Below are 22,562 nucleotides of genomic sequence, written 5' to 3'. Positions count from 1 at the left end.
CCTTTTTTGTACATTTTTGCAGCGGTTTGTTGACCATCTAAGCAAGGCGGGTGTTTGACGGTCTAGTAGCTCTAAATCGACAAGTTTCTATGCCGTATAGGTGGCACATAGGCGCTAGAATGAAAAAACAAAAAATGAACGTATTTTCTTCACTTGTCACACGCTTGTCACTCAACAAGCGCATCCTTCATCACGAAGCTTAAATGCGCTTTGTGTTTCTTTTCCATTTTTTGGAAGTTACCGAGTTATAAGACATTTTTTTTGATGATTTTTTAGCCTCAAAGTTTTAGACTAAAGTCTCATGAAAGTTGACTGTTCACAACGCCTCATCAGTGTGTGTTGAGCAACTTCATGAAGGAGCTTTAGCAAACTATGTCACGTAAAGGATTAACGCATGTTGCTTCTCATAACCCTGTTTTCGGTGGTTTTGTGTTTATTTTTATATTCGCTGCGCACCGATAAAGGAAAACATACTAAGTACGCAAGAGCGGACTACCGCCCAGCAGCCCAATCGAAGTCTTCATCCAACGTGTTGAAATCTACTTCGAAAAACTCTTCGCCTTCCGCGGCCTAGAGAGTGAGTCATGTGATTCTTAAATAGGCAGCATGCTGTCGTTTGCGTAAGTTTTTGCATATTTACTTACGCGATGTTGTCGACAGCATTGCAACCTGTATCCACACACGTATTATACGCGTTAAAACTACACATCTGATTTGCTATGCGTATACCAAGAGTTTATTACCCCAATCCAATCCCGTTAGAACAAGAGTTTGAGTTAACTGAAGACGCCGGTCATCACATCGCGACGGTACTGCGCATAAAGCCCAATCGCCCTATTGTGCTTTTTAATGGCGACGGCAATGAATACAGTGCGCAAATTATTAGCGTTCAAAGAAAAAAAGTGACGGTTGAAGCCGACGCTTGTTTATCGCTAGCGAAAGAATCCCCGCTTCATTTGCACTTAGGTCAAGGGGTATCTAAAGGCGATAGAATGGATACCGTGCTACAAAAAAGCGTGGAACTTGGCGTATCAGAAATAACGCCCGTGATCACTGAACGCTGTACGGTTAAACTCGACGAGTCGCGCTGGGAAAAGAAAATTCAGCAATGGCAGAAGATTATAATTGGCGCCTGTGAACAAAGCGGTCGCAACATTATTCCCGCGCTCAACGCCCCGGTTAGTCTTAATCAATGGTTGTCGTCTTCAACCAATACCACAAGATTAGTTCTCGCACCGGGCGCTGAACAAAGTTTGGCAAGACAACCTTATAATGTTCAAGGCTTTCGTTTGCTTATTGGCCCTGAAGGTGGGTTATCTGAAACAGAAATTCATAAGGCAAACGAAAACGGCTATCAGTCGGTAAGTTTGGGCCCACGTATTTTGCGCACCGAGACAGCAGCGATTACAAGCCTAAGTATTCTTCAAGCTCAGCACGGCGACTTCTAAGTCAGTATTTTAAGCAGCTCTAGAACCAGCATAGTGCTAGCTCAGTAACTTGAAGAATTCAGGTGTGCCCCCATATAAGTTTACAATCAGCCGGGCCATCTGAGCCGGCATTTTATCAACATTCAAGGTGAAAACATTATGCAATATACCGTTGGCGTAATTATGGACCCCATCGCGAGCATTAAGCCACATAAAGATACAAGCTTTGCGATGATGCTTGAAGCTCAGCGCCGCGGTGCAAAGGTTGTATATTTTGAATTAAAAGACCTGTATTTAGACAATGGTAAGCCTATGGGTTTAGGTAAAACCGTATCGGTCAAGGATCAAGCTACAGATTTCTACACCATTGAAGACGAGTCGACCTTGCATTTAGGCGACATTGATGTGTTACTCATGCGCAAAGATCCACCCTTTGACAGCGAGTTTTTGTATGCGACTCAGATGCTGTCGCTTGCGCAGGACGCGGGAGCGCTAGTTGTAAATAACCCTCAAGCGCTTCGCGACTACAACGAGAAGCTGTTTACGTCGTACTTCCCAGAACACATTCCCAATACCTTAGTCACGAACAACCAAGCGCTTATCCGTGAGTTTCACGCCAAGCACCAAGACATTATTTGCAAACCTTTAGACGGTATGGGTGGCGCGTCTATCTTTAGAGTGAAGCCTGATGGCAATAACTTAGGCGTTATTATTGAAACCCTAACCAAGTTAGGCACGCGCTACATGATGGTACAAGAGTACCTTCCAGAGATTAAAGACGGCGATAAGCGCGTACTCATCGTTGATGGTGAAGTCATGCCGTATTGCTTAGCGCGACTGCCTACAAAAGGGGAAACCAGAGGTAACCTAGCCGCTGGCGGTACAGGACGCCCTCAGCCAATCTCAGATTCTGACCGCGCCCTAGCCGAAGCCATCGCGCCAACGCTCAAGGAAAATAACATTTTATTTGTAGGACTTGATGTTATTGGCAGCAAAATTACTGAAATAAACATTACTAGCCCAACTTGCGTAAGAGAAATAGAAGCAGCTTACGATGTTAATATAATGGGTGCGCTGTTTGACGCCATTGAAAAGCGCTTAGCCAGTAAATAAAGTAAGGTTGTATTGGTAACACAGTGCAATTCGTATCGTAAAAAGCAAATATGAGTGGATAGAGCGCCTTTAGCTTCAATAGTGTAAAGGCCCTCACAGAGCAAAAGATAGTAGATAAAAGACAAACTATGACGGAATTAAAAAGCCTACAAAATCATTTTCTGGTCGCGATGCCTAGTTTGGACGATCCGTATTTTTCTCGCTCACTCATTTATATTTGTGAACACAACGCTGAAGGTGCTATGGGTATTGTAGTAAATCAACCCTCCACCATGAACGTGAAGCAGCTTCTTGAACAGACTGACAAAGAACTCACTGTGTCTGACGACAAAGCAGAACAAATCGTGCTGGCTGGCGGTCCTGTAAGCCAAGAGCGAGGATTTGTGCTGCACTCGTCGCAAAGAGAGTGGGCATCTAGCTTAAAGCTTGCACCAGGGGTTATGGTGACCACCTCCAAGGACATTTTGACTGCTATCGCCAATGATGAAGGCCCTGAAGACGTTTTGATTGCTTTGGGGTACGCGGGCTGGACAGCCGGTCAGCTTGAGAAGGAAATGCAGGAAAACGCATGGCTCACTATCGAAGCTGACGAAGAAATTCTGTTTAACACGCCTATGCACAAGAAATGGCAAGCAACAGTAAATAAACTCGGTGTGGATGTATGGCAGCTAGCACCGGGAGCGGGACATGCCTGATATAGGAAATCGTACGGTACTTGCGTTTGATTTTGGTACCAAAAGCATTGGCGTGGCGGTAGGTCAGGAAATTACCGGTACGGCTTCCCCTCTTGCAGCGCTGAAGGCACGAGACGGTATTCCTGACTGGACGTTAATAGAAAAGCTTTACGAAGAATGGCAACCGCATATCGTGGTGGTGGGTTTACCGCTTAATATGGATGGTACTGAGCAGGAGATGACTCAACGCGCCCGCAAATTTGCAAACCGTCTACATGGGCGTTTTAAAGTGGCCGTTGACACCTGTGATGAGCGACTGACTACCACAGACGCTAAAGCCATGCTGTTTGAGTTAGGTGGCTATAAAAAACTGACTAAAGATAAGGTTGATAGTGTGTCGGCCTGTGTAATATTCGCTAGCTGGAGCGAGAGTCAGTACGAATAATTGTTAGGGCCTGTTGACCTTTGTATGCTGCTGGCTCTTGCTGCTATTTCTTTTCTGCCCCACACTGCCAGCATACATCAAAAGCGGCGCCGTTTTGTTCACTGCACTCACCACAAATCCAGTCTTCACTAGATACTGCCTTATCGTTTGATTTCTGAATGAAGGGCTCAATAACTTTCGACGCTCTTGCATACCAGCTATCGTCAACAAGCCACACTTCCTGCTGAGAATCTTGCCAAGGCAGCTCTCCGATTGCGCCACTGGCGAACTCATTTTTTACCATATAAGGAATAGATAAAGCGTCAAGCTCGCTGCGAACCGCTTGAAGTTCAAAAGCGTCTTGTGAAGTGAAGAGTTTTTTCAATGGCTACCCTCTTGTTAAACACAAAAGCAGCCCGTGGGCTGCTCATCATGCGAGAAAAACGTGTCTCTCTACTGCTTTATTTCAGTAAGCGTTTCAAATGCAGCTCCCCCTAAAGGGATTTCAGCATAAAGCGAAAGCAATTAGTCATCCATATCAATAGATACATTTGACAGTGTACCTAAGCTAGAACCGTCGCTGGTATCAAGCTTGATCATTAAGCGCAGGTCATTAGGCGAGTCGGCGTGGTGCAGCGCTTGGTCCATATCAATCTTACCCGCTTTGTACAAATCATACAGCGCCATATCAAAGCTCTGCATGCCCTGCTCTTTGCCTTTTTTCATTGCTTCTTTTAACGCGCCTATTTCATTGCGCTGTATTAGGTCGCGCACTAGCGGCGAATTAAGCAGTATTTCTATTGCCGCAACCCTACCCTTGCCGTCTGGCGTAGGTACTAGTTGCTGCGCAACAATGGCGCGGATGTTTAAGCTTAAGTCAAAGCGCAACTTATCGTGCTGATCTTTCGGCGCTAAATGCATAATACGTTCAATAGCTTGGTTCGCGTTGTTAGCGTGCAGCGTAGCCACACACAAATGCCCGGTATCAGCAAACGACATGGCATATTCCATGGTTTCCATTGAACGAATTTCACCAATAAGAATGACATCAGGCGCCTGACGTAGCGAACTTTTAAGGGCGTCGTCGAAAGACTGAGTATCTATGCCCACCTCGCGCTGGGTAATAACACAGTTTTTATGCTCGTGCACAAATTCAATGGGGTCTTCAATAGTCAGTATATGCCCGTGCGAATTTTCATTTCTATGCCCAATAAGCGCAGCCAGTGACGTGGACTTACCCGTGCCTGTTCCACCTACAAATAGAACAAGACCGCGTTTAGCCATAATAATTTCTTTTAATACTCGCGGCAGACCCAAATCATCAGCTTTAGGAATTTGAGTAACGATGCGGCGAATCACCATGCCCGCTTGGTCACGCTGCCAAAATGCAGAGCAGCGGAAACGACCAATGCCCTCTCGTACTATGGCGAAATTACATTCTTTGGTCGTGTGAAACTCATTCTGCTGTTTTTCAGTCATCGCTTCGTGAACCAGCGCCAGCGATGCCTCTTCCGAGGTCGCGCTTTCCGTCACTGGCGTAAGTTTGCCGTTAATTTTGGCACTTACCGGAAACCCCGCCGTTACGAATAAATCCGATGCGTTGGTATCGACCATTTTTTGTAGTAGTGAATCTAACATATTGGCCTCTAGAAACTGTTCATCGACTGTTTATCAACTGACTTTGCTGCGGCGTCTTGTTTGGTGATAACCCCCATCGCCACTAAGCGCTGAAGACACTGATCCATAGTTTGCATACCGTGAGCCTGACCCGTTTGAATAACCGAGTACATTTGCGGCACTTTATCTTCTCGAATAAGGTTACGAATAGCGGGGATCCCCACCATGATTTCATGAGCCGCAACTCGGCCCCCGCCTACTTTCTTAAGCAGTGTCTGTGAAATAACCGCACGCAATGATTCCGACAACATAGAACGCACCATGGCTTTTTCTTCTGCCGGGAAAACATCGATAATACGGTCAATGGTTTTTGGTGCAGAGTTGGTGTGAAGAGTGCCGAATACTAAATGGCCGGTTTCGGCAGCTGAAATGGCAAGGCGTATGGTTTCTAAGTCACGTAGCTCACCGACTAGAATTACGTCTGGGTCTTCACGAAGCGCCGAGCGCAGTGCGTTATTAAACGAGTGCGTATCGCGGTGTACTTCCCGCTGGTTTACCAAGCTAAGCTTGTTGTCGTGCACGAATTCGATAGGGTCTTCAATGGTAAGAATATGTTCACGCTTGTGGGTGTTGATATGGTCGACCATGGCCGCAAGCGTGGTACTTTTACCCGAGCCGGTGGCACCTGTCACAAGTACAATGCCAGTAGGCTGATTTATAATTTCCTTGAAAATTTCAGGCGCGCCAAGGTCGTCTAAGGTTAATACTTTACTGGGGATAGTACGTAATACTGCCGCGGCGCCTCGGTTTTGCACAAACGCGTTAACACGAAAGCGCGACAAGCCATTCACTTCGAAAGAGAAATCGGTTTCCAGGTTTTCTTCGTATTCTTTGCGCTGCATGTCATTCATAATCTCATAAACGAGACCATGTACTTGCTTGTGATCGAGGGCTGGCACGTTCAGTTTACGCATTTCGCCATCAACACGAATTATTGGTGGTAGGCCCGCTGATAAGTGTAAATCTGAGGCGTTATTCTTAACACTGAAAGCCAAAAGTTCGGTAATATCCACAACCACTTCTCCAAAACAAGGTGAATAATGCAAACAATAGCAGAAAGACTAGATTCCGCACGAAAAGGAATAGACCAAGCCGCTACCAGTGCACATCGTCCACCAAATTCCGTTAAATTGCTAGCGGTTAGCAAAACAAAACCCGTATCAGATATCATGGAAGCGTATGAAGCCGGACAACGTATGTTCGGCGAAAATTACGTGCAGGAAGGTGTTGAAAAGGTTCAGGAACTTTCTCACTTAAGCGATATAGAGTGGCACATGATTGGCCCAATTCAGTCGAATAAAACCAAGGTAGTCGCCGAACATTTTGATTGGGTTCAGTCTGTAGATAGAGAAAAAATTGCTCGTCGCTTAAACGAACAGCGACCTGACTCAATGCCGCCGTTAAACGTGTGCATTCAGGTTAATATTGATGACGAAGAGAGTAAGTCAGGGGTAGCCCTAAGTGAATTAGATGCGCTAGTGGAGTTTATTAACTCTCAAAAGCACCTGACCTTGCGTGGACTAATGGCCATTCCCAAAGCAGATCCTAGTGAAGAACAACAGCGCGCCACACTGTCTAAGCTAAAAGAATTATTCGACCACTACCATACATCATTGAGCAATTTTGATACCCTATCCGTAGGAATGAGTAGTGATATGACAGAAGCGATTCAACACGGGTCGACTATGGTGCGCATCGGTACCGCTATTTTCGGTAAGCGAAACTAGCGCGCTAACCCAACGGATAACGCTTCGCCTCGCTACACAGACTTAAACGCAACCAACAAATAGGATTTACATGCAACAGAAAAAATTAGCATTTATTGGCGCGGGTAACATGAGCCGCAGCATCATCAGTGGGCTTATCAAATCTGGGTACGCAAAAGAAAACATCCTTGCGGCAAACCCTTCCACACCAAAGTTAGACGGCCTGAAGGCCGAGTTTGGTATTCACACCACACAATCTAACGATGAAGCCTGCCAATTCGCTGATGCCATAGTGCTTGCGGTAAAACCACAAATAATGGGCGAAATGTGCGGCGAGCTTCAGAAAAACAATGACCTTTCGGGCAAGTTGTTTATGAGCATTGCAGCTGGGCTGCCGGTAGCCAGATTGCAAGAAATGCTAGGTGGTGAATACCCTGTTGTTCGTATTATGCCAAACACCCCGAGCTTGTTAGGCAAAGGCATGTCTGGGATGTATGCCGACGACACGGTTTCTGAGTCAGACAGGCAATACGTTGACGATGTAATGAACAGCGTTGGCGAAACCGTTTGGGTAGATAAAGAAGAGGGTATTAACGGTGTTATCGCCGCAGCGGGCAGCAGCCCAGCTTATTTCTTCTTGTTCTTACAAAATATGCAGGAAGAAGCCATGAACATGGGCTTTGACAAAGCGCAATCTCGCTTAATGGTTCAACAAGCAATGTTAGGCGCAGCCGAAATGGTTTGTAACAACCCAGACCTTGAATTAAGCGAGCTTCGTGCCCAAGTTACGTCTAAGGGCGGCACTACCGCAGAAGCCGTTAACACTTTCATTAATGAAGGTTTAAAAGATATTGTCAGCAAGTCGATGCGCGCCGCCGTAGCACGTGCTGAAGAAATGGCAAAACAGCTATAACGTTTTAGGAAAAACACAACATGAACGCAACGGTATTTTTGGTTGATACCTTATTTAGCCTTTATTTGATGGTGGTTATCCTGCGCCTTTGGTTACAAATGGTTCAGGCAGATTTTTATAATCCACTCAGTCAATTTGTAGTAAAAGCAACCCACCCTATCGTGGGGCCGTTGCGCCGTATTATTCCGTCAATCGGCAGGTTCGACACCGCTACTTTTGTGTTAGCGGTAGCGGTATGCGCGCTTAAGCTAATAACCCTAGGGTTAATGTTTGGCGGTAGTCTAAACCCAGTCGGCATTGCGATTTTGTCAGTGGTTGGCGTGATAAAAGAAACCCTGTCATTAATGTTCTGGGTGCTGCTGCTACGCGCTATTTTAAGCTGGGTGTCACAAGGTCAGTCTCCGGTTGACTATGTACTGTATCAGCTAACCGAGCCGTTTTTAGCGCCAATACGTAAAGTCATCCCACCATTAGGCGGTTTAGATTTATCAGTGCTTATTGCCATCATTGCATTACAGTTTTTACAGCTTCTGATCCAAGACACTTTCCCTATGTAACTAATGTCAGTTCAAGACACTGTTAGGGAAAGTATTGGTCTTGCAGTTTGGTTCATAGAGCAAAACAAGCTGTAATGGGTAAGAATTGAAAATAAGATGAAGGCAGAGGTAGTTTCTATCATGGGTAGAATAAATCAAATCAAAAAAGCTTACGTCGCACTTCTTGTGATGGCTATGTCATGCTTAAGCGTTTCCGCATTTGCCGAGCAGAAGCAAACGCTTGGTGAATGGGATGTTCACTATATGGTGGTGAGTACGCCATTTCTCACACCTGAAGTGGCGGCTAGCTACGGCATTGTGAGAAGTAAGTTTAATGCGTTGGTTAACATTTCGGTGTTAGACAAAGTTTCCGGTGAAGCGCAACGGGCAGATGTCACAGGTACGGCTAAGAATCTGTTAGGTAACTCGCGTAAGCTGACTTTCAAAAAGGTGGAAGAAGGTGATGCTATCTATTACCTTGCCGTGCTGCCATTTCGCGATCAGGAAACCTTTAGGTTTGAGATTGACGTTCAAAAAGGTAGCAGCAAACAAACGCTGAAGTTTCAGCAAAAAATGTACGTTGACGAGTAATTTATAAGGCGAGCACTGCTTTAATAATGCCAACATCGTAAGTAAGCGCTCACCTGTAACGCACTCATGCTTGTGATGAAAAGCACTGATTAACGAAGCGAGATATCCGTTAGCCCGGTATCTCGCTTTTTTATTATGTTAAAAATAGGGTAACTGCACTTTACCAATTGAATGTGGTGGTAAATAATCAAAGCAACTGGTCGGGCAAGTTAGTGTGGTCGGATTATGTGTAACCATTAGCACTTAAGTCATGAAAGACAGATGAGCACTGCGCCGCAGCAAAGAGCGACATGCACTAACTGCCTTCATAGCAAATAAAAAGAGAACAATTATGAATACGCCCTCGTCTCAGACCGTATCTCAGACAGCTACACCGCAGTCTGCCAACAATTCGGAACAACTCTCACCTTACTTCCCTAACCTGTTAGCTCCTTTAGATTTGGGCTTTACCACACTTCGCAACCGCACCCTTATGGGTTCAATGCATTTAGGCCTGGAAGAAGAAAAAGGCGGTTTTGACAAACTTGCTGCGTTTTACGCTGAGCGAGCAAAAGGCGGTGCAGGGCTAATCGTAACAGGTGGTATTAGCCCGAACATTTCAGGTTGGGTAGCGCCCTTCGCTGGCAGAATGACCCGCTCTCGCCACGCGAAAAAACACCGTGTCATTACTGATGCTGTGCATAAAGAAGATGGCAAAATTTGCATGCAAATTTTGCATTCAGGCCGTTACGGTTATCATCCACTTGCTGTTTCGGCTTCACCGATGAAGTCGCCCATTACCCCTTTTAAGCCCCGCGAATTATCCTCTCGCGGCGTAAGAAGCACAATTAAAGACTACGTAAAATGCGCTAGCCTAGCTCAAAAGGCGGGCTATGACGGCGTGGAAATTATGGGTTCTGAAGGCTACCTCATAAATCAGTTTTTCTGTGAGCGCACCAACCACAGAAATGATGAATGGGGTGGTAGCTTAGAAAACCGCGCTCGCCTAGCGATTGAGATAGTAAAAGGTGTGCGCGAGAAAGTGGGCACTAACTTCATCATTATTTATCGCCTGTCTATGCTGGACTTAGTTGAAGGCGGCGCTAAGTGGGACGAGGTTGTATATTTAGCCAAAGAAATCGAAAAAGCAGGCGCTACGCTAATTAATACCGGCATAGGATGGCACGAAGCAAGGGTACCCACTATCTCCACATCCGTACCTCGCGCGGCGTTTACCTGGATAACCGAACGCATGAAAAAAGAGGTGTCTATCCCTCTCATTACCACTAACCGTATCAATACGCCTGAAGTTGCAGAATCGGTGCTCGCACAAGGCCATGCTGATATGGTATCGATGGCGCGACCTTTCTTGGCTGACGCACATTTTGTAGCGAAGGCCATGCGCAATGAGTCTAAGCTAATCAATACGTGTATTGCCTGTAACCAGGCTTGCCTAGACCATGCATTCGAACAAAAGCGTGCAAGTTGCTTGGTAAACCCACAAGCGTGCTACGAGACCGAACTTACCTTTCCCCCTACTCAAAATAAGAAAAAACTAGCGGTAGTAGGTGCAGGGCCTGCGGGTTTGGCGTTTTCCATGTATGCCGCAGAGCGCGGTCACGAGGTACATCTATTTGATAGAGCCAGTGAAATTGGCGGTCAATTTAATTACGCCAAGCAAGTGCCGGGTAAAGAAGAGTTTTACGAAACCCTACGCTACTTTGACAATCAGTTAGCTCGCGTGGGCGTTACGGTTCACCTTAACACCGAGATTAACGCAGAAAGCCTTGCCGATGAGAGGTTTGATGAAGTGGTGCTAGCCACCGGTATTAATCCTCGTACGCTTACAATTGAAGGGCACGACCATCCTAAAGTGATGAGTTATTTAGACGTATTGCGCGACCACAAGCCAGTAGGCAAGAAAGTAGCTATTGTTGGCGCTGGCGGCATTGGTTTTGATGTAGCGGAATTCCTAGTAGAACACGAACATTTAGCCAAAGACAAAGAGAAGTGGCTGGCGCACTGGGGTATAGATAAAGATTATTCTGCTCCTGGCGCACTAAAAGAAAAAGTCATAGAGCCGTCTGATCGCGAAGTGTATTTACTACAACGTAAAACCTCTAAAGTGGGCAAAGGGCTAGGCAAAACAACGGGCTGGATCCATAGGCAATCGTTGAAACACCACAATGTTCAAATGATAAATGGCGTGAGCTACGAGAAGGTGGACGATGAAGGTCTGCACGTGCTGATTAACGACACGCCTAAAGTACTGCCGGTCGACAACGTCATTGTATGTGCTGGCCAGGAGCCGTTTAAGCCTCTGCAACAACCTCTAGAAGAGGCAGGATTTACCGTGCACATTATCGGCGGTGCTGATGTAGCGGCTGAACTTGATGCTAAACGCGCTATCCGTCAAGGCGCTGAACTGGCAGCGCGAATTTAAGCGCGCGGCCAGCACCAAGAAACCCGTTCGTTATTGGCTATTTTGAATAGCCTGTAGCTTGGCGGTGTAAAGCGCTCTGTTCTGCGAAGGCAGCGAAAGAGAGAGCGCTTTTTCCATCATACTTTCAGCTTTGATCACCTCGCCCTTTAAAAAGTAAGTTTTAGCCATAGCCGAGTAACTCTCGCCTAAATAAGGTCCTGTCGCGATGGCCTTGTTGAAAAACATTTCTGCCTCTGAAAGCTTACCTTTCGCTAAAAATGCATTCCCCAAATCTATCCATCGGTAGGGGTTGTCATCGTCTGTTTTTAAATACATATCCCCAATTCGTGATAAGGTTTCTACGTCGCCTATTTTCTTAAGTAGCACAGCAAAATTTGATAACGTATGGACCGATTGGATATGGTTTTCAATTGCAAATTCGTAAAGTTTCCTAGCTTCTTCTTCGTAGCCGTTTGAACGGTAGAGTACCGCGAGAGAATTTAGCGTAGATGCATTCGCTGTGTTTAACTCCATTGCGCGATACAAATAACTGTAGGCTAAATCAGGGTTGTCGCTCATCACTTCAGCAGACATATTTTGGTAATACATTGAGATAAAGTCAGCCTCGGAGATATAAACTCCCCGGTCGTTACGGCTTGATGGAAAATAATCAATCACCGCTCTCCCCCGAAAAACAATACTATCGCCTGTTTTTTCGGGTTCAGGCCCTAAAATAATGCTTCGAACATGTGTTGACGTAGTGAGAGTGTTTCCAAACCGCCGATACAGTGGTGGAGTATGGACCTGTTGATAAACCACATCTAAGTTAACGACTTTGGCAAGCGCTGTAGTAAGCAATGCAAGCGACATACAGTTTCCGTAACGTTTGTTTAAAACATCTTGTGCTTTTAGCGTATCGCCAGCGTAACTGAAGTTCGAGACTAAGTTATCCAAATAATAAGCGAGGCGAAAATTAGATGATATGTGTGCTTTTGCGGGAGAATTATAATAAGAAAGAAAGTGCTGCTTTTGCTGCTCAGATAACGCAAAGAGCGCACCGGGTTCTTCCACATCGATTAATGCGAATTCGCTAATCTGCCAATTGTAAGGTGTTAACTCACCCTTACTCTGGGCATCACTGCTTTTAGTGCTCTGGCACGCCACATTAGCCATCAATGCCATAGCTAGAAATAACAGTTTTGTTTTCAACATGCTTTCCCTTTCTGACTTTCCCTTAATTTAAGAGTAATTGTTCAAAAAGTGTATTACAAGTTAGCCCACAAATCGCGATTAGAAGCGCTTCTTTATATTAAAACTGATCGAACATGATAGCGTTGCCGTCCGGGTCTTTAACAATTAGATGCCCGGGGCCGCTATCGCCTTTCACAGGCACGTCTAAAGCGATGCCTTGTTCAACTAGATTTGCCTGAAGTGCCCTAACATCACTTGGGTTGAAGGTCATAATGTTATCTTCAAACATCCCTTCGAATAACCCAATCATGGTGGTGCCATTTTTCATCATTAACCATTTATCTTCCACCGAGCCGCATGAAGGCATGGCTTCAAAGCCCAAGGCCTCATAAAACGTCTTCGACTTGCTGATGTCTTTAACCGTTAAACTTAACGAAAATAGCCCTAACTCCACTTTATTCTCCCTTAAATTTCGTAACCATTGTTCACTTATACCAATTAATACTCTAGTGAAGCTTTTGAACAATATCACTGCCATTAGTCGCAAAAAGAAAAAAGCCAGTAATACTGAATATTACTGGCTTTACGTCAAATATCGGCTTTTGACTGCTCTTAACCTAACGCTGATTGCACTGTAAAAAGTTTAAATAAAAATATTATTCCTTAACTTTTTTGACTAGCGATCCAGCGATCTATTTTCTGCTCAAGAATAGCAAGTGGAATGCCGCCCGTGTTTAACACTTGCGCGTGGAACTCACGGATGTCGAAATCATCACCTAATGCCTTCTCTGCGCGCGCGCGCAATTCTTGAATTTTAAGTGCACCCACTTTGTAAGATAACGCTTGTGATGGGATAGCAATATAACGCTCTACCTCAGCCACAACTTCTGTGCGGGTCATGCCTGAGTTATCAAGCATAAAATCGATGGCTTGTTCTCGGGTCCAACCTTTCGCGTGAATACCTGTGTCTACCACCAAACGCATGGCGCGCAACTGCTCATCTTGAAGCGTGCCATAACGATTCCATGGATCGTCAAAGAACCCCATTTCATACCCTAGCGTTTCTGAATATAGCGCCCAACCTTCACCGAAAGCGGGAAGGAAGCTAAAGCGCATGAATGAAGGTAGCGCTTCATTTTCTTGCGCTAGACTCACTTGGAAATGGTGACCTGGAGCGCCTTCGTGTAGATACAAGGTAACGTTGCCGGTGGTTAAGCGGCTAGGCAAATCGTAGGCATTAAAGTAGAAAGTACCTGGACGAGAGCCGTCTGGCGTGCCCGGCTGATATGATCCACCCGCACTGAATTGCTCGATAGCAGGGTCGTAGGGTTTGATTTCTAACTCAGACTTCGGCAACAGTGAAAAGTACTGATCAATTTTCTCATCAACTTCACGGCCAATATCGTAATAGCTCTGTGTTAGCGCTTCACGGCTTTCAGGCTTGAACTTAGGATCGGTACGTACATAGTCGAAGAATTCGTTTAATGTCCCTTCAAACTTCACTTCGTCCTTAATTTCAAGCATGTCATTTTTGATACGCTTAACTTCTTTTAAACCAAGGTTATGCAGTTCATCAGGGGTCATTGGCAGTGTGGTTGAACCTTCCACCATCAATTGATAAAGCTTTGCACCACCTTTCATATCGCTAAGGCCAATGCTTTCACGGGCAACAGGCAAATACTCATCGCGAAGGAAGTCGCGCATACGCGTGGTTGCATCGTAAATTTCTTGCGTCGCTTTCTCGTAGTCAGCGGTTAAACGGGCTTTTTCTTCGTCAGAGAAACTTTCTGGGAACATAGTAATTGGCCCCCAAAACTGTGACTCTTTAATTGGGATAGCCAGCTGAGTATCGAACTGCTTGATCACGCGATCGATTGTCAGCTTAGTTTCAAGAACACCGCTTTCCATGCCCTCGCGGAACTTTCCGATAGCGCGGTCAGAAATAGCAATGTAATCCTTATGGCGAGATAAGTTATTTTCGTAATCTTCTACTGTTTTAAATGGCGCTGCGCCCTTTCCGCTCGCGAAGGTCGGGTAGAAGGTATGGAACCCACTGAAGTGATTAACAGGACGCACTTCCGTTAGCGCTTCAATCTCGTCGGTAGACATTTTTAGCGAGCGCTCTTCGTTGTATTTAAATACGTCGTAGGCGAGTTTATCGGTGTCGCTTAACTTACTGCGGTCAATTTGTTTAAGCTCTGACAAGTTTAGCAATGTAGCTGTTTTTCCCGCTAAAGCGTGAGAGTCTGTTAAGAAGTCGCCCATTCTGTCTGCGTAACGCATGTCGCCGCGAAAAATGGCCATGATTGGGTTTAGCTCAATATCACGCTGGTCAGCGGCTGCAAATAACGCAAAAAGTTTTTCGTGCTCAGACGCTTCTTTTGACACTGAAGTACTTTTTGATGAACTCTGCACATTTGCGTTGCCGTGTTCATGTGCCACTGCTGAGCTAAGGCCCAGTGCCATGGTTACTGCACTACTTACAAGTAGTGTTTTGAATGCTTTCATTTTTTGTTCCCTTGTTATTTCTTCTCTGTTTTTGCGTATATTTCGCAAAAAAAAGCGCTGTCGTTATGTGTTTTCTTGATTCTATATACCGCGTGATAAGCGCATTTAACCCTAATAATGCGTACCTGACGCCGATATCAGGCATACCGCCGATACAATACAATTCAGCGTTTACTTAATAAGTCACAGGTTCACACGGTATCTATTCATGTAAGGTTTTTCGGGCTGCACCATTTATTCAGGCAAATGAGCCATCTCTTTTCGCCACGCCCTCTCATACGCATCACGGCCTAATACACGTTGTGCGTACGCGGCTACATTGTCTGTTTTACCGTCTAGCGTGATATCTAGCTTGCTGCCTTTTGCCCACGCCAAAATATGACCTGCTATTATGTCAGCCATGGTAAACATGGTGCCGCATACAAATTCTTTATCGCCCAGCATAGAAGAAAATACGGGCAACACGCGCTTAAACTCCCACACCGCTACATCACGCATTTGTTCAAGTCTTTGCTCTTTAGGTAATGCAAAGGTGTGCTTTGCCAAATTCCAAATCGGTTGCTCTAACTCATTGGTGAGAAACAACATCATTTCTTCATATTTGGCTCGCTCGAAGCTACCAGGCTCTGGAATGAATTCATGCATGCCGTGACGTTCAGCTAAAAAAGTGACGATAGCCGCCGATTCCGTCAAGGTACCTTCTGGCGTCGAAAGCGCTGGGATTTTAGAGGCAGGACTGATGGCTTTAAATTCTTCTGACAGGTGTTGCCCTTGTTTTAAGTCAACTAAGCTGTACTCAAAAGGTAAACCTAGCTCTTCCAGTGCCCATGCCACGCGAACCGAGCGGGTTTTCGGATATCCGTAAAGTGTATACATACCTATGCCCTTGCTTATGTAATGTGAGCTAACTGTAAGTCGAATAGGAAAAAAGTGCTACTGCCATATTGTTACTGAGTTTTAACACTGTAACTTCTGTATGACAGTACCGCCTACTTATGGAGAGGCTCCATATCCAAAGACTATATAAAGAGGCTACCTTCAAAAAGAGTGAAAATAATAAGGAAAAGCCAAAAAGATAAGGTAATGGTCGGTAACTTTTTCACGTAACCAATATAATGATTTCCGTAAATGCCAGTAGCTATGCGCTAACACACAACTCGGTTGTCGCTTCAACGCCCTAGTATTCCTAGTCTTGCGTAGTATCCCTAAGTTATGCGCCACAATGGTTCACTTTATGCTCATCTCACTTCAATGCTTTTAACAAATTCGTTAATAATTGAGTGAAGGAGAACACGATGAAGAAACGTTTACTATCTACCTTAGCAGGTTCACTGACATTAATGTTAAGTGCGAGCAGTTTCGCAGGTCATCATGATAGTGATGGAAAAGAAGTGATAATGAATAACCTGGAAACAGGGATGAGCATGGGCTCAGTAGTGGTGAGCAGTTATGATGATGACGGTGTAGTATTTACGCCAAATCTGTCAGGGTTAACCCCGGGCATTCATGGTTTTCATGTTCATCAAAATGGTGATTGTTCACCAGCAGTGACAGATGGAAAAAAAGTGTTGGGCGGCGCAGCGGGCGGCCATTTCGATCCAGAAGATACCGGTAAACACCGTGTTCCTTGGTCTGAAAAGGGTCACGAGGGCGATCTGCCCGTGCTTTATGTTGATGAAAATGGAAACGCAACCCAGCCTATCTTTGCACCAGAGCTTGAGTTAGATGATATTGAAGGCCGCGCCTTAATGATTCACGCAGGTGGCGACAATTACTCTGATTCACCTAAAAAGTTAGGTGGCGGTGGTGACCGCGTAGCATGTGGCGTAATTGGGAAATAAACTAACGCCACCTCATGTCATGCAATCAACATCTTATACAAAAAAGCGGCTTCTAAAGCCGCTTTTTTATACTTCACTTGATAAAAATAACTTGCCTGGTCTTGTCTAACAAAGCGAGTCCTATCTTTCGATAAGGGTAGTATTAGCCTTTATCTCATATTCGATATTCAATCGGTATTCCAATGTGATGTTGGCATTAAGAAGTTGAGATACAGGGCAATTTTCTTTTGCTTCCTGTGCAATTTTCTCAAACTCATCTTCGGTAATCCCTTCAACCTCAGCATCTAAGCTTAGTGCCGATTGAGTTATTTCAAAGCCGTCATCGTTTTTCTCTAAACTGATTTTTGCAGTGGTATTTAACTCGCCGTCATTGTATCCCGCATCTGAAAGCGCAAAAGAAAGTGCCATGGTGAAGCAACTCGCATGCGCCGCACCAATTAATTCCTCGGGGTTGGTTCCCTTTCCATCTTCAAACCGCGTGTTAAAACCATAAGGCTGGTTCGATAAAGCACCGGTTTGTGTAGAAATGCTCCCCTTTCCCTTTTTACCTAGCGGTTTGTAAACTGCACTACCTGATTTGACTATCGACATATCATCTTTCCTTTCATTTTAACTAAACTGATTTTCATGTAGTTGGATAAGATGCAAGTGCTCTGCCGATCATGAGAAATCGCTCTATCCCTTGTCATAGGGGCTTTACAGCGCCGCCTTGTAAATGGTGGAACCAGAGACAGTTTCCTTTTTGAAAGAAGACTACAGAGTTAGATGAAAATTTTACTTACATCCTTTTAGTCTTTTTCAGTACCTATGCTTTCGCGCAAAGCCTCAAGCTTCGCAATGTGCGCTTAGAAAAAATGTACGCTTGTAAAACAAAAATGGAATTAACTCGCTGCACCGCGATGAAATTAATTTCAGCTTAAACCGTTCTTTATTTGTTAACCGTATATCTTCGCAAACTGGGGCCTGAAGAATTAAACGCGAAGGTCGCTTCAACGTTAAACCAACACATAAAAGGTGAGTGATGAAATTAACACTTTCTGCAGTTTTAATTAGCACAGCGTTAAGCGCTTCGGTTTTTACGCCATCAACAAGTGCCGACGAGGCCATACTAGCTGGGGGCTGCTTTTGGTGCATGGAGTCTGATTTTGAAAAGCTGGACGGGGTTACTGATGTGGTGTCGGGGTTCACTGGCGGAAGCGCGCCAAATCCGACTTATAATGGCAACCACAAGGGACACTTTGAGGCGGTAAAGATCACCTACGACGGCGATATGCTTTCTTATAATGATATTCTCGATCATTTTTGGGTGAACATTGACCCTTTCGATGACCGAGGTCAGTTTTGTGATAAGGGACCCAGTTACTTAAGCGCCATCTTTGTAGCAAACGATAAAGAGCGTGCTATAGCAGAAAAAACAAAAGCTGACGTGGTAGCCCAATTTCCCAATAAAAAGGTGGTAACGCCCATACTCGATGCTTCTACCTTTTATCCGATAAAAGGCGACGAAATTGGCCATCAAGATTTTTATAAAAAAAGTCCCGTTCGCTATAAGTTCTACCGATGGAACTGTGGGCGTGACCAGCGCTTGGAAGAAATTTGGGGCGAGAAAGCCTTGGGGAAGAATAAGTCTTAGCCCAGCAACTTAACATCTACGCCCAACGCTAAACCAAAGCGATACCAAAAGCCACACCAAAAGTAAGCACGCCGCAAAACACTGGCAGCCCTAAGCTTTTGAATTTGCGCCAAACAAGCACAGTGACAACAGTGCCTATTGCGGTTGCAATCCAACTCGCCGCTGACGGTGCTTTTGGAATAAGTGACGCTCCTAGCATAGCGGCAATCATCAACGGACCTAACACGCTCAGCCACGTAGGTAAACGCGCCTCAGTGTTATTGGCCTTGTGTTTATTAAAGTGACGCTGAGTCCACAGCAACGGGCCTACGCGCAATGCATATGTCCCGATGGCCGCTACAATAATAGCTATCCAGATATCAACGTGCATGAGATTGCTTCCTTTCAACGTGCGAGGTAAGAAGATAAAAGGTTATCGCACCGCATAGTGCTGCCAGTGGAATTGCAGCGTTTTTAAAGGCGCTGAGAGCCAAAAAGAGAGCCGCCGTCATTGTAACGAGCAAGGTAGCGCTCCACAGTTTACTTGAGAATTTAGGCGCGAGTAGCACAAGGAAAAGTGCAGGTAAAGCAAAGGGCATCACGCTGTCTAATATTGGCCATTGTTGGGTAAGGGAGTCCCCTGCGATACCGCCAAGCGCTGTCCCTACGATCCAACTAAGCCACGCCACCATCGATACACCTTTAAACCAATCTACCTTTTTAGCATCGTCCATTAGCGGCAAGCGAGTATGGGCTAGCGCAAAAATCTGGTCAGTAAGGCCGTGCATTAAATAGGGCCAAGCTTTACTTTGCGGTAAATAAGGCACCAAGTTGGGCGCATAAACCACATGACGTACATTAACTAATAACGTCATACAAACCGCTAGCCAAAGTGGCGCACCTGATGCCACCATGGCTACCAAAAGAAACTGCGACGCGCCTGCGTAAATGAATATGGAAATTAGCGTGGCTTCCAGCGTAGAAAAACCGGCTTGAACTGCGATCACGCCAAATGAAATGGCTACCGGAATATAGCCACCTAACAAAGGTAACCCGTCAATAACCCCTTGCTTAAGTCCACTTTTTGATGAAAGTTGGCTCATTCCTTTGCCTCTTTGTGATAAACGATTGTGATAAGACATGTCGCCCACTCGTCTCCCGTTTTGTATACGTGGGGCAAATCAGCGTTAAATGCTAAACTTTGACCCGGATGCAGCCATTGAGTATTTCCACTATTCCCAGCTTCTAGAGAGCCGCTAACAACGGTAATCGTTTCTTCTGTTCCTGTGGCGTGAGCTTCTGCCTCTCGAAAAGTATTGGGTGCAACCGACATCCAATAAGCATCAACGTTCGGGATACCTTGTCCTTGCTCAATTAAACGAACTTCTACGCCCTTTTCTCCAACGCTTGCGCTAAGAGGCTGAACTAGCTGACCGAACGGAACGTCTAGTTGTTTAGCCAACCGCCAAATGGTGTCTAGCGTCGGGTTGCCGTTGCCCTGCTCCAATCTTGAAAGGTTAGATTTAGCGATACCTGCCCCTGCTGCCAATTGCGACAGCGAGACACCTTTGTCTTGCCTGAGTTTCTGCAAATGCCTTCCGAGGATGTTGAGCGTTGATTGATTCACACCTTACCAACTTAATGTCGTTCCATTTAAAGAACGTTCTATATATAGAACACCTCAAAGTCAAGAAGTTTGTTTTAAATGGGGGTATGGATACGGCGTTGTGCTCACGCCACAACTGGAAAACGTGACAAATGTTAAAAGATGACAAAGGGATGAACTAAAAGGTAACCAATATTTGTGCACAGAAAACAGTCACCTTCGCTTTTTATAAACGCCCATTCGACTTTCTAACGCAAAAGGTCCGACGTAATTTATTAACAAAAGCACTACATTTAAATCGCTGAATTGATTAAGAAACCTTATCAGTTACCGTTACTTGCTATCTGAGCGATGCTACGATCTCTTGCATTAAACGAATACGAAAAGCACGAACCTGTGGGCTGTTGATCATTGCTAAATATTACCGACGGTTGCTAAATATTATCTATGATAAGGGCGACTATTCGAAGAGAGCCGGCAAACATTCCGTTGAGCCGGTTTTTGCGTTTCATCAAAGCGCTAGTCTGCTGAGCGTCTTTTATCTTTGATGACACACAGACATTGTAAAAATGCACAGCAAAGCTCAACAGACCCTCGCTAAAACAGCCACTAAGTACGTGATTGAACTCAATGAACAAAAGGACGTTTATGACGAATCAAACTGACAAGATTCTTTCTGACCAAGCCTCTTCAAAGCAGGCCTATTCAGAGCAGCACTCAGCGTTGGGTGAATACTCACTGGCCACTATAACCTTTTGGCTGGCTTTCGGAACCTTTGTGATTGGTTGCAGTGAATTTGCGGCAATGGGTTTATTACCTTACTTTGCAGAAGATTTTGGCATTACTGAAAATGTCGCCGGTCACGCAATTAGTGCTTATGCCATTGGTGTTGTAGTGGGCGCGCCGCTTATCACTATCTTTTTTTCTAGGCTTGCAAGACGCACAATGCTTATTTCCATGATGGTATTTTATGCTGGCGGAAACTTGCTAACAGCACTAGCGTGGTCAGAATGGACAATGAACATAGCGCGCTTTATTGCTGGCCTACCTCATGGCGCTTACTTCGGCATTGCCATGCTCTTTGCTGCAGACATTGCCGGTAAGAATAAACGGGCGCAAGCGGTCAGTAACGTCATTTTAGGCTTGGCTATTGCCAATATTATTGGTGTGCCATCAATTAGCGGTATTGGGCAAATGTTCGGATGGCGAACTGGCTTCTTTATTATTTCAGCCTTTGCGTTAATTACTGCATTAATGGTTTGGAAAACCGCACCGTACCGCGGCCCTAATCCAGATGCCAAACCGCTAACCGAGCTTAAAGCTCTGAAAAACAAAGACGTGCTGCTGGTACTACTTATGGGCGCGATTGGCTTTGGTGGTATGTTCTCAGTTTATTCTTATTTCAGCGCCTCTTACCTCAATACAACCTCTTCACCTGAGTGGGGAATCTCGGCTACATTGCTTATCTATGGCATAGGCGTAACCTTGGGTAATATTATTGCAGGCCGCTATTCTGAAGGCAGGCTACTGACGTCAGCGATTACGTTTCAGGTTTTACTGGGCCTATCAGCTGCAGCTTACGCTGCGTCGATGGGGAATCCATACTTAATGGCAGCATCACTGTTTTTCATTGGTATCGGTGGTGGCATGGTGGTGCCGCTGCAAACAAGGCTTATGGACGTCGCTGGCGAGGCTCAGACTTTAGCCGGCGCCATGAACCATGCGGCTTTTAACACCGCTAATGCACTTGGCCCTTGGTTGGCAGGAATGACACTGTCAGCGGGTTATGGCTATACATCAACGGGTTGGGTAGGCCTAGCGCTTGCCGGTGGTGGTGTACTGGTGTGGCTGGCCATTGTTATGACTGCTCGCAATACTCAAGTACAAACAGCAACCGTATCTGGTTAAATGAAGGTTGAGCGCTGACAACCTTCGTTGTCAGCGCTTGTCAATTATATTCCCTCGGTATTACTCGGCGTCGTTTTCAAGATCAGAGTTATTGCGAGAAGCACTTCCCCATACATCTTCGGGAATGTCTCTTTTGGGCGCTGGCGTACTAGCTATCGCTTCAGCCTGCTTCTTCTCTTGATTTGACCACTTAACACGAATTTTCTTACCGTCGATAACTTTGGCGTTAAGTTTTTCAATGGCTTTATCGGTTTCTTCTTGCGTGCTCATTTCTACGAAACCAAAGCCTTTCGATAAGCCAGAAGCCTCATCCATCACCAAGTCGCATGACGCCATGGTGCCAAACTCGAAAAACAAGTCTTCAAGATTCTCCTGAGTAAATGTTTTAGGTAAATTGCGAACTAATATGCTCAAATTTATGTCCTACTTTTAAG

At 45.3% G+C, this 22,562-nt stretch carries 24 protein-coding genes; 12 read left to right on the top strand and 12 right to left on the bottom strand.

All coding sequences use genetic code 11. The features are described 5' to 3' along the window. Positions 1 to 719: 719 nt before the first annotated feature. The 4 genes from BZA03_RS05825 (at position 720) to ruvX (ending at position 3,659) form a co-directional block, all read left to right on the top strand. The gene (locus BZA03_RS05825) at positions 720 to 1,448 is read left to right on the top strand and encodes a 16S rRNA (uracil(1498)-N(3))-methyltransferase (protein WP_110288226.1); all 729 of its coding nucleotides are present in this window, start codon (positions 720 to 722) and stop codon (positions 1,446 to 1,448) included. Between the two features lie 138 nt (positions 1,449 to 1,586). Beyond that, positions 1,587 to 2,540, top strand: a complete 954-nt coding sequence (gene gshB / locus BZA03_RS05820; protein WP_110288225.1) for a glutathione synthase — start codon at positions 1,587 to 1,589, stop codon at positions 2,538 to 2,540. Between the two features lie 128 nt (positions 2,541 to 2,668). Then, on the top strand, positions 2,669 to 3,235 hold the full coding sequence (locus BZA03_RS05815) for a YqgE/AlgH family protein (RefSeq protein WP_014950460.1): 567 nt from the start codon (positions 2,669 to 2,671) through the stop codon (positions 3,233 to 3,235). Then, positions 3,228 to 3,659: a Holliday junction resolvase RuvX gene (ruvX, locus tag BZA03_RS05810; protein ID WP_014980071.1), complete on the top strand. Its 432-nt coding sequence runs from the start codon at positions 3,228 to 3,230 to the stop codon at positions 3,657 to 3,659. The genes BZA03_RS05815 and ruvX overlap by 8 nt, the downstream gene beginning before the upstream one ends. A gap of 43 nt (positions 3,660 to 3,702) precedes the next feature. Here ruvX and BZA03_RS05805 read toward each other — a convergent pair whose 3' ends face one another. The 3 genes from BZA03_RS05805 to BZA03_RS05795 form a co-directional block, all read right to left on the bottom strand. Next, positions 3,703 to 4,023 carry a DUF2007 domain-containing protein gene (locus BZA03_RS05805; protein ID WP_110288224.1) on the bottom strand — a complete coding sequence of 107 codons (321 nt, stop codon included), beginning with the start codon at positions 4,021 to 4,023 and terminating at the stop codon, positions 3,703 to 3,705. A 140-nt stretch (positions 4,024 to 4,163) separates the two neighbouring features. Beyond that, positions 4,164 to 5,276, bottom strand: coding sequence for a PilT/PilU family type 4a pilus ATPase (locus BZA03_RS05800; protein ID WP_014977241.1), 1,113 nt, complete (start codon positions 5,274 to 5,276; stop codon positions 4,164 to 4,166). Positions 5,277 to 5,284: 8 nt separating this feature from the next. Further along, positions 5,285 to 6,328: a type IV pilus twitching motility protein PilT gene (locus BZA03_RS05795; protein ID WP_014950464.1), complete on the bottom strand. Its 1,044-nt coding sequence runs from the start codon at positions 6,326 to 6,328 to the stop codon at positions 5,285 to 5,287. A 27-nt stretch (positions 6,329 to 6,355) separates the two neighbouring features. On the opposite strand from BZA03_RS05795, the gene BZA03_RS05790 reads away from it, so the two are divergent. The 5 genes from BZA03_RS05790 (at position 6,356) to BZA03_RS05770 (ending at position 11,483) form a co-directional block, all read left to right on the top strand. Further along, positions 6,356 to 7,042: a YggS family pyridoxal phosphate-dependent enzyme gene (locus BZA03_RS05790; RefSeq protein ID WP_039227916.1), complete on the top strand. Its 687-nt coding sequence runs from the start codon at positions 6,356 to 6,358 to the stop codon at positions 7,040 to 7,042. A gap of 70 nt (positions 7,043 to 7,112) precedes the next feature. Then, positions 7,113 to 7,934, top strand: coding sequence for a pyrroline-5-carboxylate reductase (gene proC, locus BZA03_RS05785; protein WP_110288223.1), 822 nt, complete (start codon positions 7,113 to 7,115; stop codon positions 7,932 to 7,934). 20 nt (positions 7,935 to 7,954) lie between these two features. After that, positions 7,955 to 8,491: a YggT family protein gene (locus BZA03_RS05780; protein ID WP_110288222.1), complete on the top strand. Its 537-nt coding sequence runs from the start codon at positions 7,955 to 7,957 to the stop codon at positions 8,489 to 8,491. A gap of 96 nt (positions 8,492 to 8,587) precedes the next feature. Then, positions 8,588 to 9,061, top strand: coding sequence for a DUF4426 domain-containing protein (locus BZA03_RS05775; protein ID WP_039227913.1), 474 nt, complete (start codon positions 8,588 to 8,590; stop codon positions 9,059 to 9,061). A 331-nt stretch (positions 9,062 to 9,392) separates the two neighbouring features. Continuing rightward, positions 9,393 to 11,483 carry an NADPH-dependent 2,4-dienoyl-CoA reductase gene (locus tag BZA03_RS05770; protein WP_110288221.1) on the top strand — a complete coding sequence of 697 codons (2,091 nt, stop codon included), beginning with the start codon at positions 9,393 to 9,395 and terminating at the stop codon, positions 11,481 to 11,483. Positions 11,484 to 11,513: 30 nt separating this feature from the next. Here BZA03_RS05770 and BZA03_RS05765 read toward each other — a convergent pair whose 3' ends face one another. From BZA03_RS05765 to BZA03_RS05750, 4 genes are all read right to left on the bottom strand, one after another. Then, entirely contained in the window at positions 11,514 to 12,674 is a 1,161-nt protein-coding gene (locus BZA03_RS05765) for a tetratricopeptide repeat protein (RefSeq protein WP_110288220.1), read from the bottom strand. Between the two features lie 97 nt (positions 12,675 to 12,771). Then, positions 12,772 to 13,107 (bottom strand): VOC family protein, encoded by a 336-nt coding sequence (locus BZA03_RS05760; RefSeq protein WP_014950470.1) that lies wholly within the window; start codon positions 13,105 to 13,107, stop codon positions 12,772 to 12,774. Positions 13,108 to 13,316: 209 nt separating this feature from the next. After that, positions 13,317 to 15,161, bottom strand: a complete 1,845-nt coding sequence (locus BZA03_RS05755) for a DUF885 family protein (protein ID WP_039232067.1) — start codon at positions 15,159 to 15,161, stop codon at positions 13,317 to 13,319. A gap of 234 nt (positions 15,162 to 15,395) precedes the next feature. Then, on the bottom strand, positions 15,396 to 16,037 hold the full coding sequence (locus tag BZA03_RS05750) for a glutathione S-transferase family protein (RefSeq protein WP_110288219.1): 642 nt from the start codon (positions 16,035 to 16,037) through the stop codon (positions 15,396 to 15,398). A 419-nt stretch (positions 16,038 to 16,456) separates the two neighbouring features. Between BZA03_RS05750 and sodC the strand changes: the two genes are divergently transcribed. Next, positions 16,457 to 17,002 (top strand): superoxide dismutase family protein, encoded by a 546-nt coding sequence (gene sodC, locus BZA03_RS05745; protein WP_110288218.1) that lies wholly within the window; start codon positions 16,457 to 16,459, stop codon positions 17,000 to 17,002. 120 nt (positions 17,003 to 17,122) lie between these two features. On the opposite strand, the gene BZA03_RS05740 is transcribed toward sodC, so the two are convergent. Continuing rightward, positions 17,123 to 17,593 carry an OsmC family protein gene (locus BZA03_RS05740; protein ID WP_110288217.1) on the bottom strand — a complete coding sequence of 157 codons (471 nt, stop codon included), beginning with the start codon at positions 17,591 to 17,593 and terminating at the stop codon, positions 17,123 to 17,125. Between the two features lie 430 nt (positions 17,594 to 18,023). Here BZA03_RS05740 and msrA point away from each other — a divergent pair, with 430 nt between their 5' ends. Beyond that, on the top strand, positions 18,024 to 18,635 hold the full coding sequence (msrA, locus tag BZA03_RS05735) for a peptide-methionine (S)-S-oxide reductase MsrA (RefSeq protein WP_069944791.1): 612 nt from the start codon (positions 18,024 to 18,026) through the stop codon (positions 18,633 to 18,635). 28 nt (positions 18,636 to 18,663) lie between these two features. On the opposite strand, the gene BZA03_RS05730 is transcribed toward msrA, so the two are convergent. The 3 genes from BZA03_RS05730 to BZA03_RS05720 are packed head-to-tail and all read right to left on the bottom strand — an operon-like array spanning position 18,664 to position 20,205. Beyond that, positions 18,664 to 19,005, bottom strand: coding sequence for an AzlD domain-containing protein (locus BZA03_RS05730; RefSeq protein ID WP_110288216.1), 342 nt, complete (start codon positions 19,003 to 19,005; stop codon positions 18,664 to 18,666). Next, positions 18,995 to 19,717: an AzlC family ABC transporter permease gene (locus BZA03_RS05725; protein WP_014950477.1), complete on the bottom strand. Its 723-nt coding sequence runs from the start codon at positions 19,715 to 19,717 to the stop codon at positions 18,995 to 18,997. The genes BZA03_RS05730 and BZA03_RS05725 overlap by 11 nt, the downstream gene beginning before the upstream one ends. Further along, a complete protein-coding gene (locus tag BZA03_RS05720; RefSeq protein WP_080589203.1) occupies positions 19,714 to 20,205 on the bottom strand; it encodes a helix-turn-helix domain-containing protein in 492 nt (163 codons plus the stop codon). Before BZA03_RS05720 ends, BZA03_RS05725 begins: the two co-directional genes overlap by 4 nt. 663 nt (positions 20,206 to 20,868) lie before the next feature. Between BZA03_RS05720 and BZA03_RS05715 the strand changes: the two genes are divergently transcribed. Then, entirely contained in the window at positions 20,869 to 22,128 is a 1,260-nt protein-coding gene (locus BZA03_RS05715; protein ID WP_075176879.1) for an MFS transporter, read from the top strand. A 60-nt stretch (positions 22,129 to 22,188) separates the two neighbouring features. On the opposite strand, the gene BZA03_RS05710 is transcribed toward BZA03_RS05715, so the two are convergent. Further along, positions 22,189 to 22,542 carry an RNA-binding protein gene (locus BZA03_RS05710; RefSeq protein ID WP_110288215.1) on the bottom strand — a complete coding sequence of 118 codons (354 nt, stop codon included), beginning with the start codon at positions 22,540 to 22,542 and terminating at the stop codon, positions 22,189 to 22,191. Positions 22,543 to 22,562: the final 20 nt, after the last annotated feature.

The sequence above is a fragment of the Alteromonas sp. I10 genome (genome assembly GCF_003201515.1).
GTDB classification, from domain to species: Bacteria; Pseudomonadota; Gammaproteobacteria; order Enterobacterales; family Alteromonadaceae; genus Alteromonas; species Alteromonas macleodii.
This window is presented reverse-complemented; position numbering and strand designations above follow the sequence as displayed.

Bases quoted from the DNA above. Each gene is read 5' to 3' on its own strand.
- BZA03_RS05825 (WP_110288226.1), top strand. From the start codon at position 720: ATGCGTATACCAAGAGTTTATTACCCCAATCCAATCCCGTTAGAACAA.
- gshB (WP_110288225.1), top strand. From the start codon at position 1,587: ATGCAATATACCGTTGGCGTAATTATGGACCCCATCGCGAGCATTAAG.
- BZA03_RS05815 (WP_014950460.1), top strand. From the start codon at position 2,669: ATGACGGAATTAAAAAGCCTACAAAATCATTTTCTGGTCGCGATGCCT.
- ruvX (WP_014980071.1), top strand. From the start codon at position 3,228: ATGCCTGATATAGGAAATCGTACGGTACTTGCGTTTGATTTTGGTACC.
- BZA03_RS05800 (WP_014977241.1), bottom strand. From the start codon at position 5,276: ATGTTAGATTCACTACTACAAAAAATGGTCGATACCAACGCATCGGAT.
- BZA03_RS05790 (WP_039227916.1), top strand. From the start codon at position 6,356: ATGCAAACAATAGCAGAAAGACTAGATTCCGCACGAAAAGGAATAGAC.
- proC (WP_110288223.1), top strand. From the start codon at position 7,113: ATGCAACAGAAAAAATTAGCATTTATTGGCGCGGGTAACATGAGCCGC.
- BZA03_RS05780 (WP_110288222.1), top strand. From the start codon at position 7,955: ATGAACGCAACGGTATTTTTGGTTGATACCTTATTTAGCCTTTATTTG.
- BZA03_RS05775 (WP_039227913.1), top strand. From the start codon at position 8,588: ATGAAGGCAGAGGTAGTTTCTATCATGGGTAGAATAAATCAAATCAAA.
- BZA03_RS05770 (WP_110288221.1), top strand. From the start codon at position 9,393: ATGAATACGCCCTCGTCTCAGACCGTATCTCAGACAGCTACACCGCAG.
- BZA03_RS05765 (WP_110288220.1), bottom strand. From the start codon at position 12,674: ATGTTGAAAACAAAACTGTTATTTCTAGCTATGGCATTGATGGCTAAT.
- BZA03_RS05755 (WP_039232067.1), bottom strand. From the start codon at position 15,161: ATGAAAGCATTCAAAACACTACTTGTAAGTAGTGCAGTAACCATGGCA.
- BZA03_RS05750 (WP_110288219.1), bottom strand. From the start codon at position 16,037: ATGTATACACTTTACGGATATCCGAAAACCCGCTCGGTTCGCGTGGCA.
- sodC (WP_110288218.1), top strand. From the start codon at position 16,457: ATGAAGAAACGTTTACTATCTACCTTAGCAGGTTCACTGACATTAATG.
- BZA03_RS05740 (WP_110288217.1), bottom strand. From the start codon at position 17,593: ATGTCGATAGTCAAATCAGGTAGTGCAGTTTACAAACCGCTAGGTAAA.
- msrA (WP_069944791.1), top strand. From the start codon at position 18,024: ATGAAATTAACACTTTCTGCAGTTTTAATTAGCACAGCGTTAAGCGCT.
- BZA03_RS05730 (WP_110288216.1), bottom strand. From the start codon at position 19,005: ATGCACGTTGATATCTGGATAGCTATTATTGTAGCGGCCATCGGGACA.
- BZA03_RS05725 (WP_014950477.1), bottom strand. From the start codon at position 19,717: ATGAGCCAACTTTCATCAAAAAGTGGACTTAAGCAAGGGGTTATTGAC.
- BZA03_RS05715 (WP_075176879.1), top strand. From the start codon at position 20,869: ATGACGAATCAAACTGACAAGATTCTTTCTGACCAAGCCTCTTCAAAG.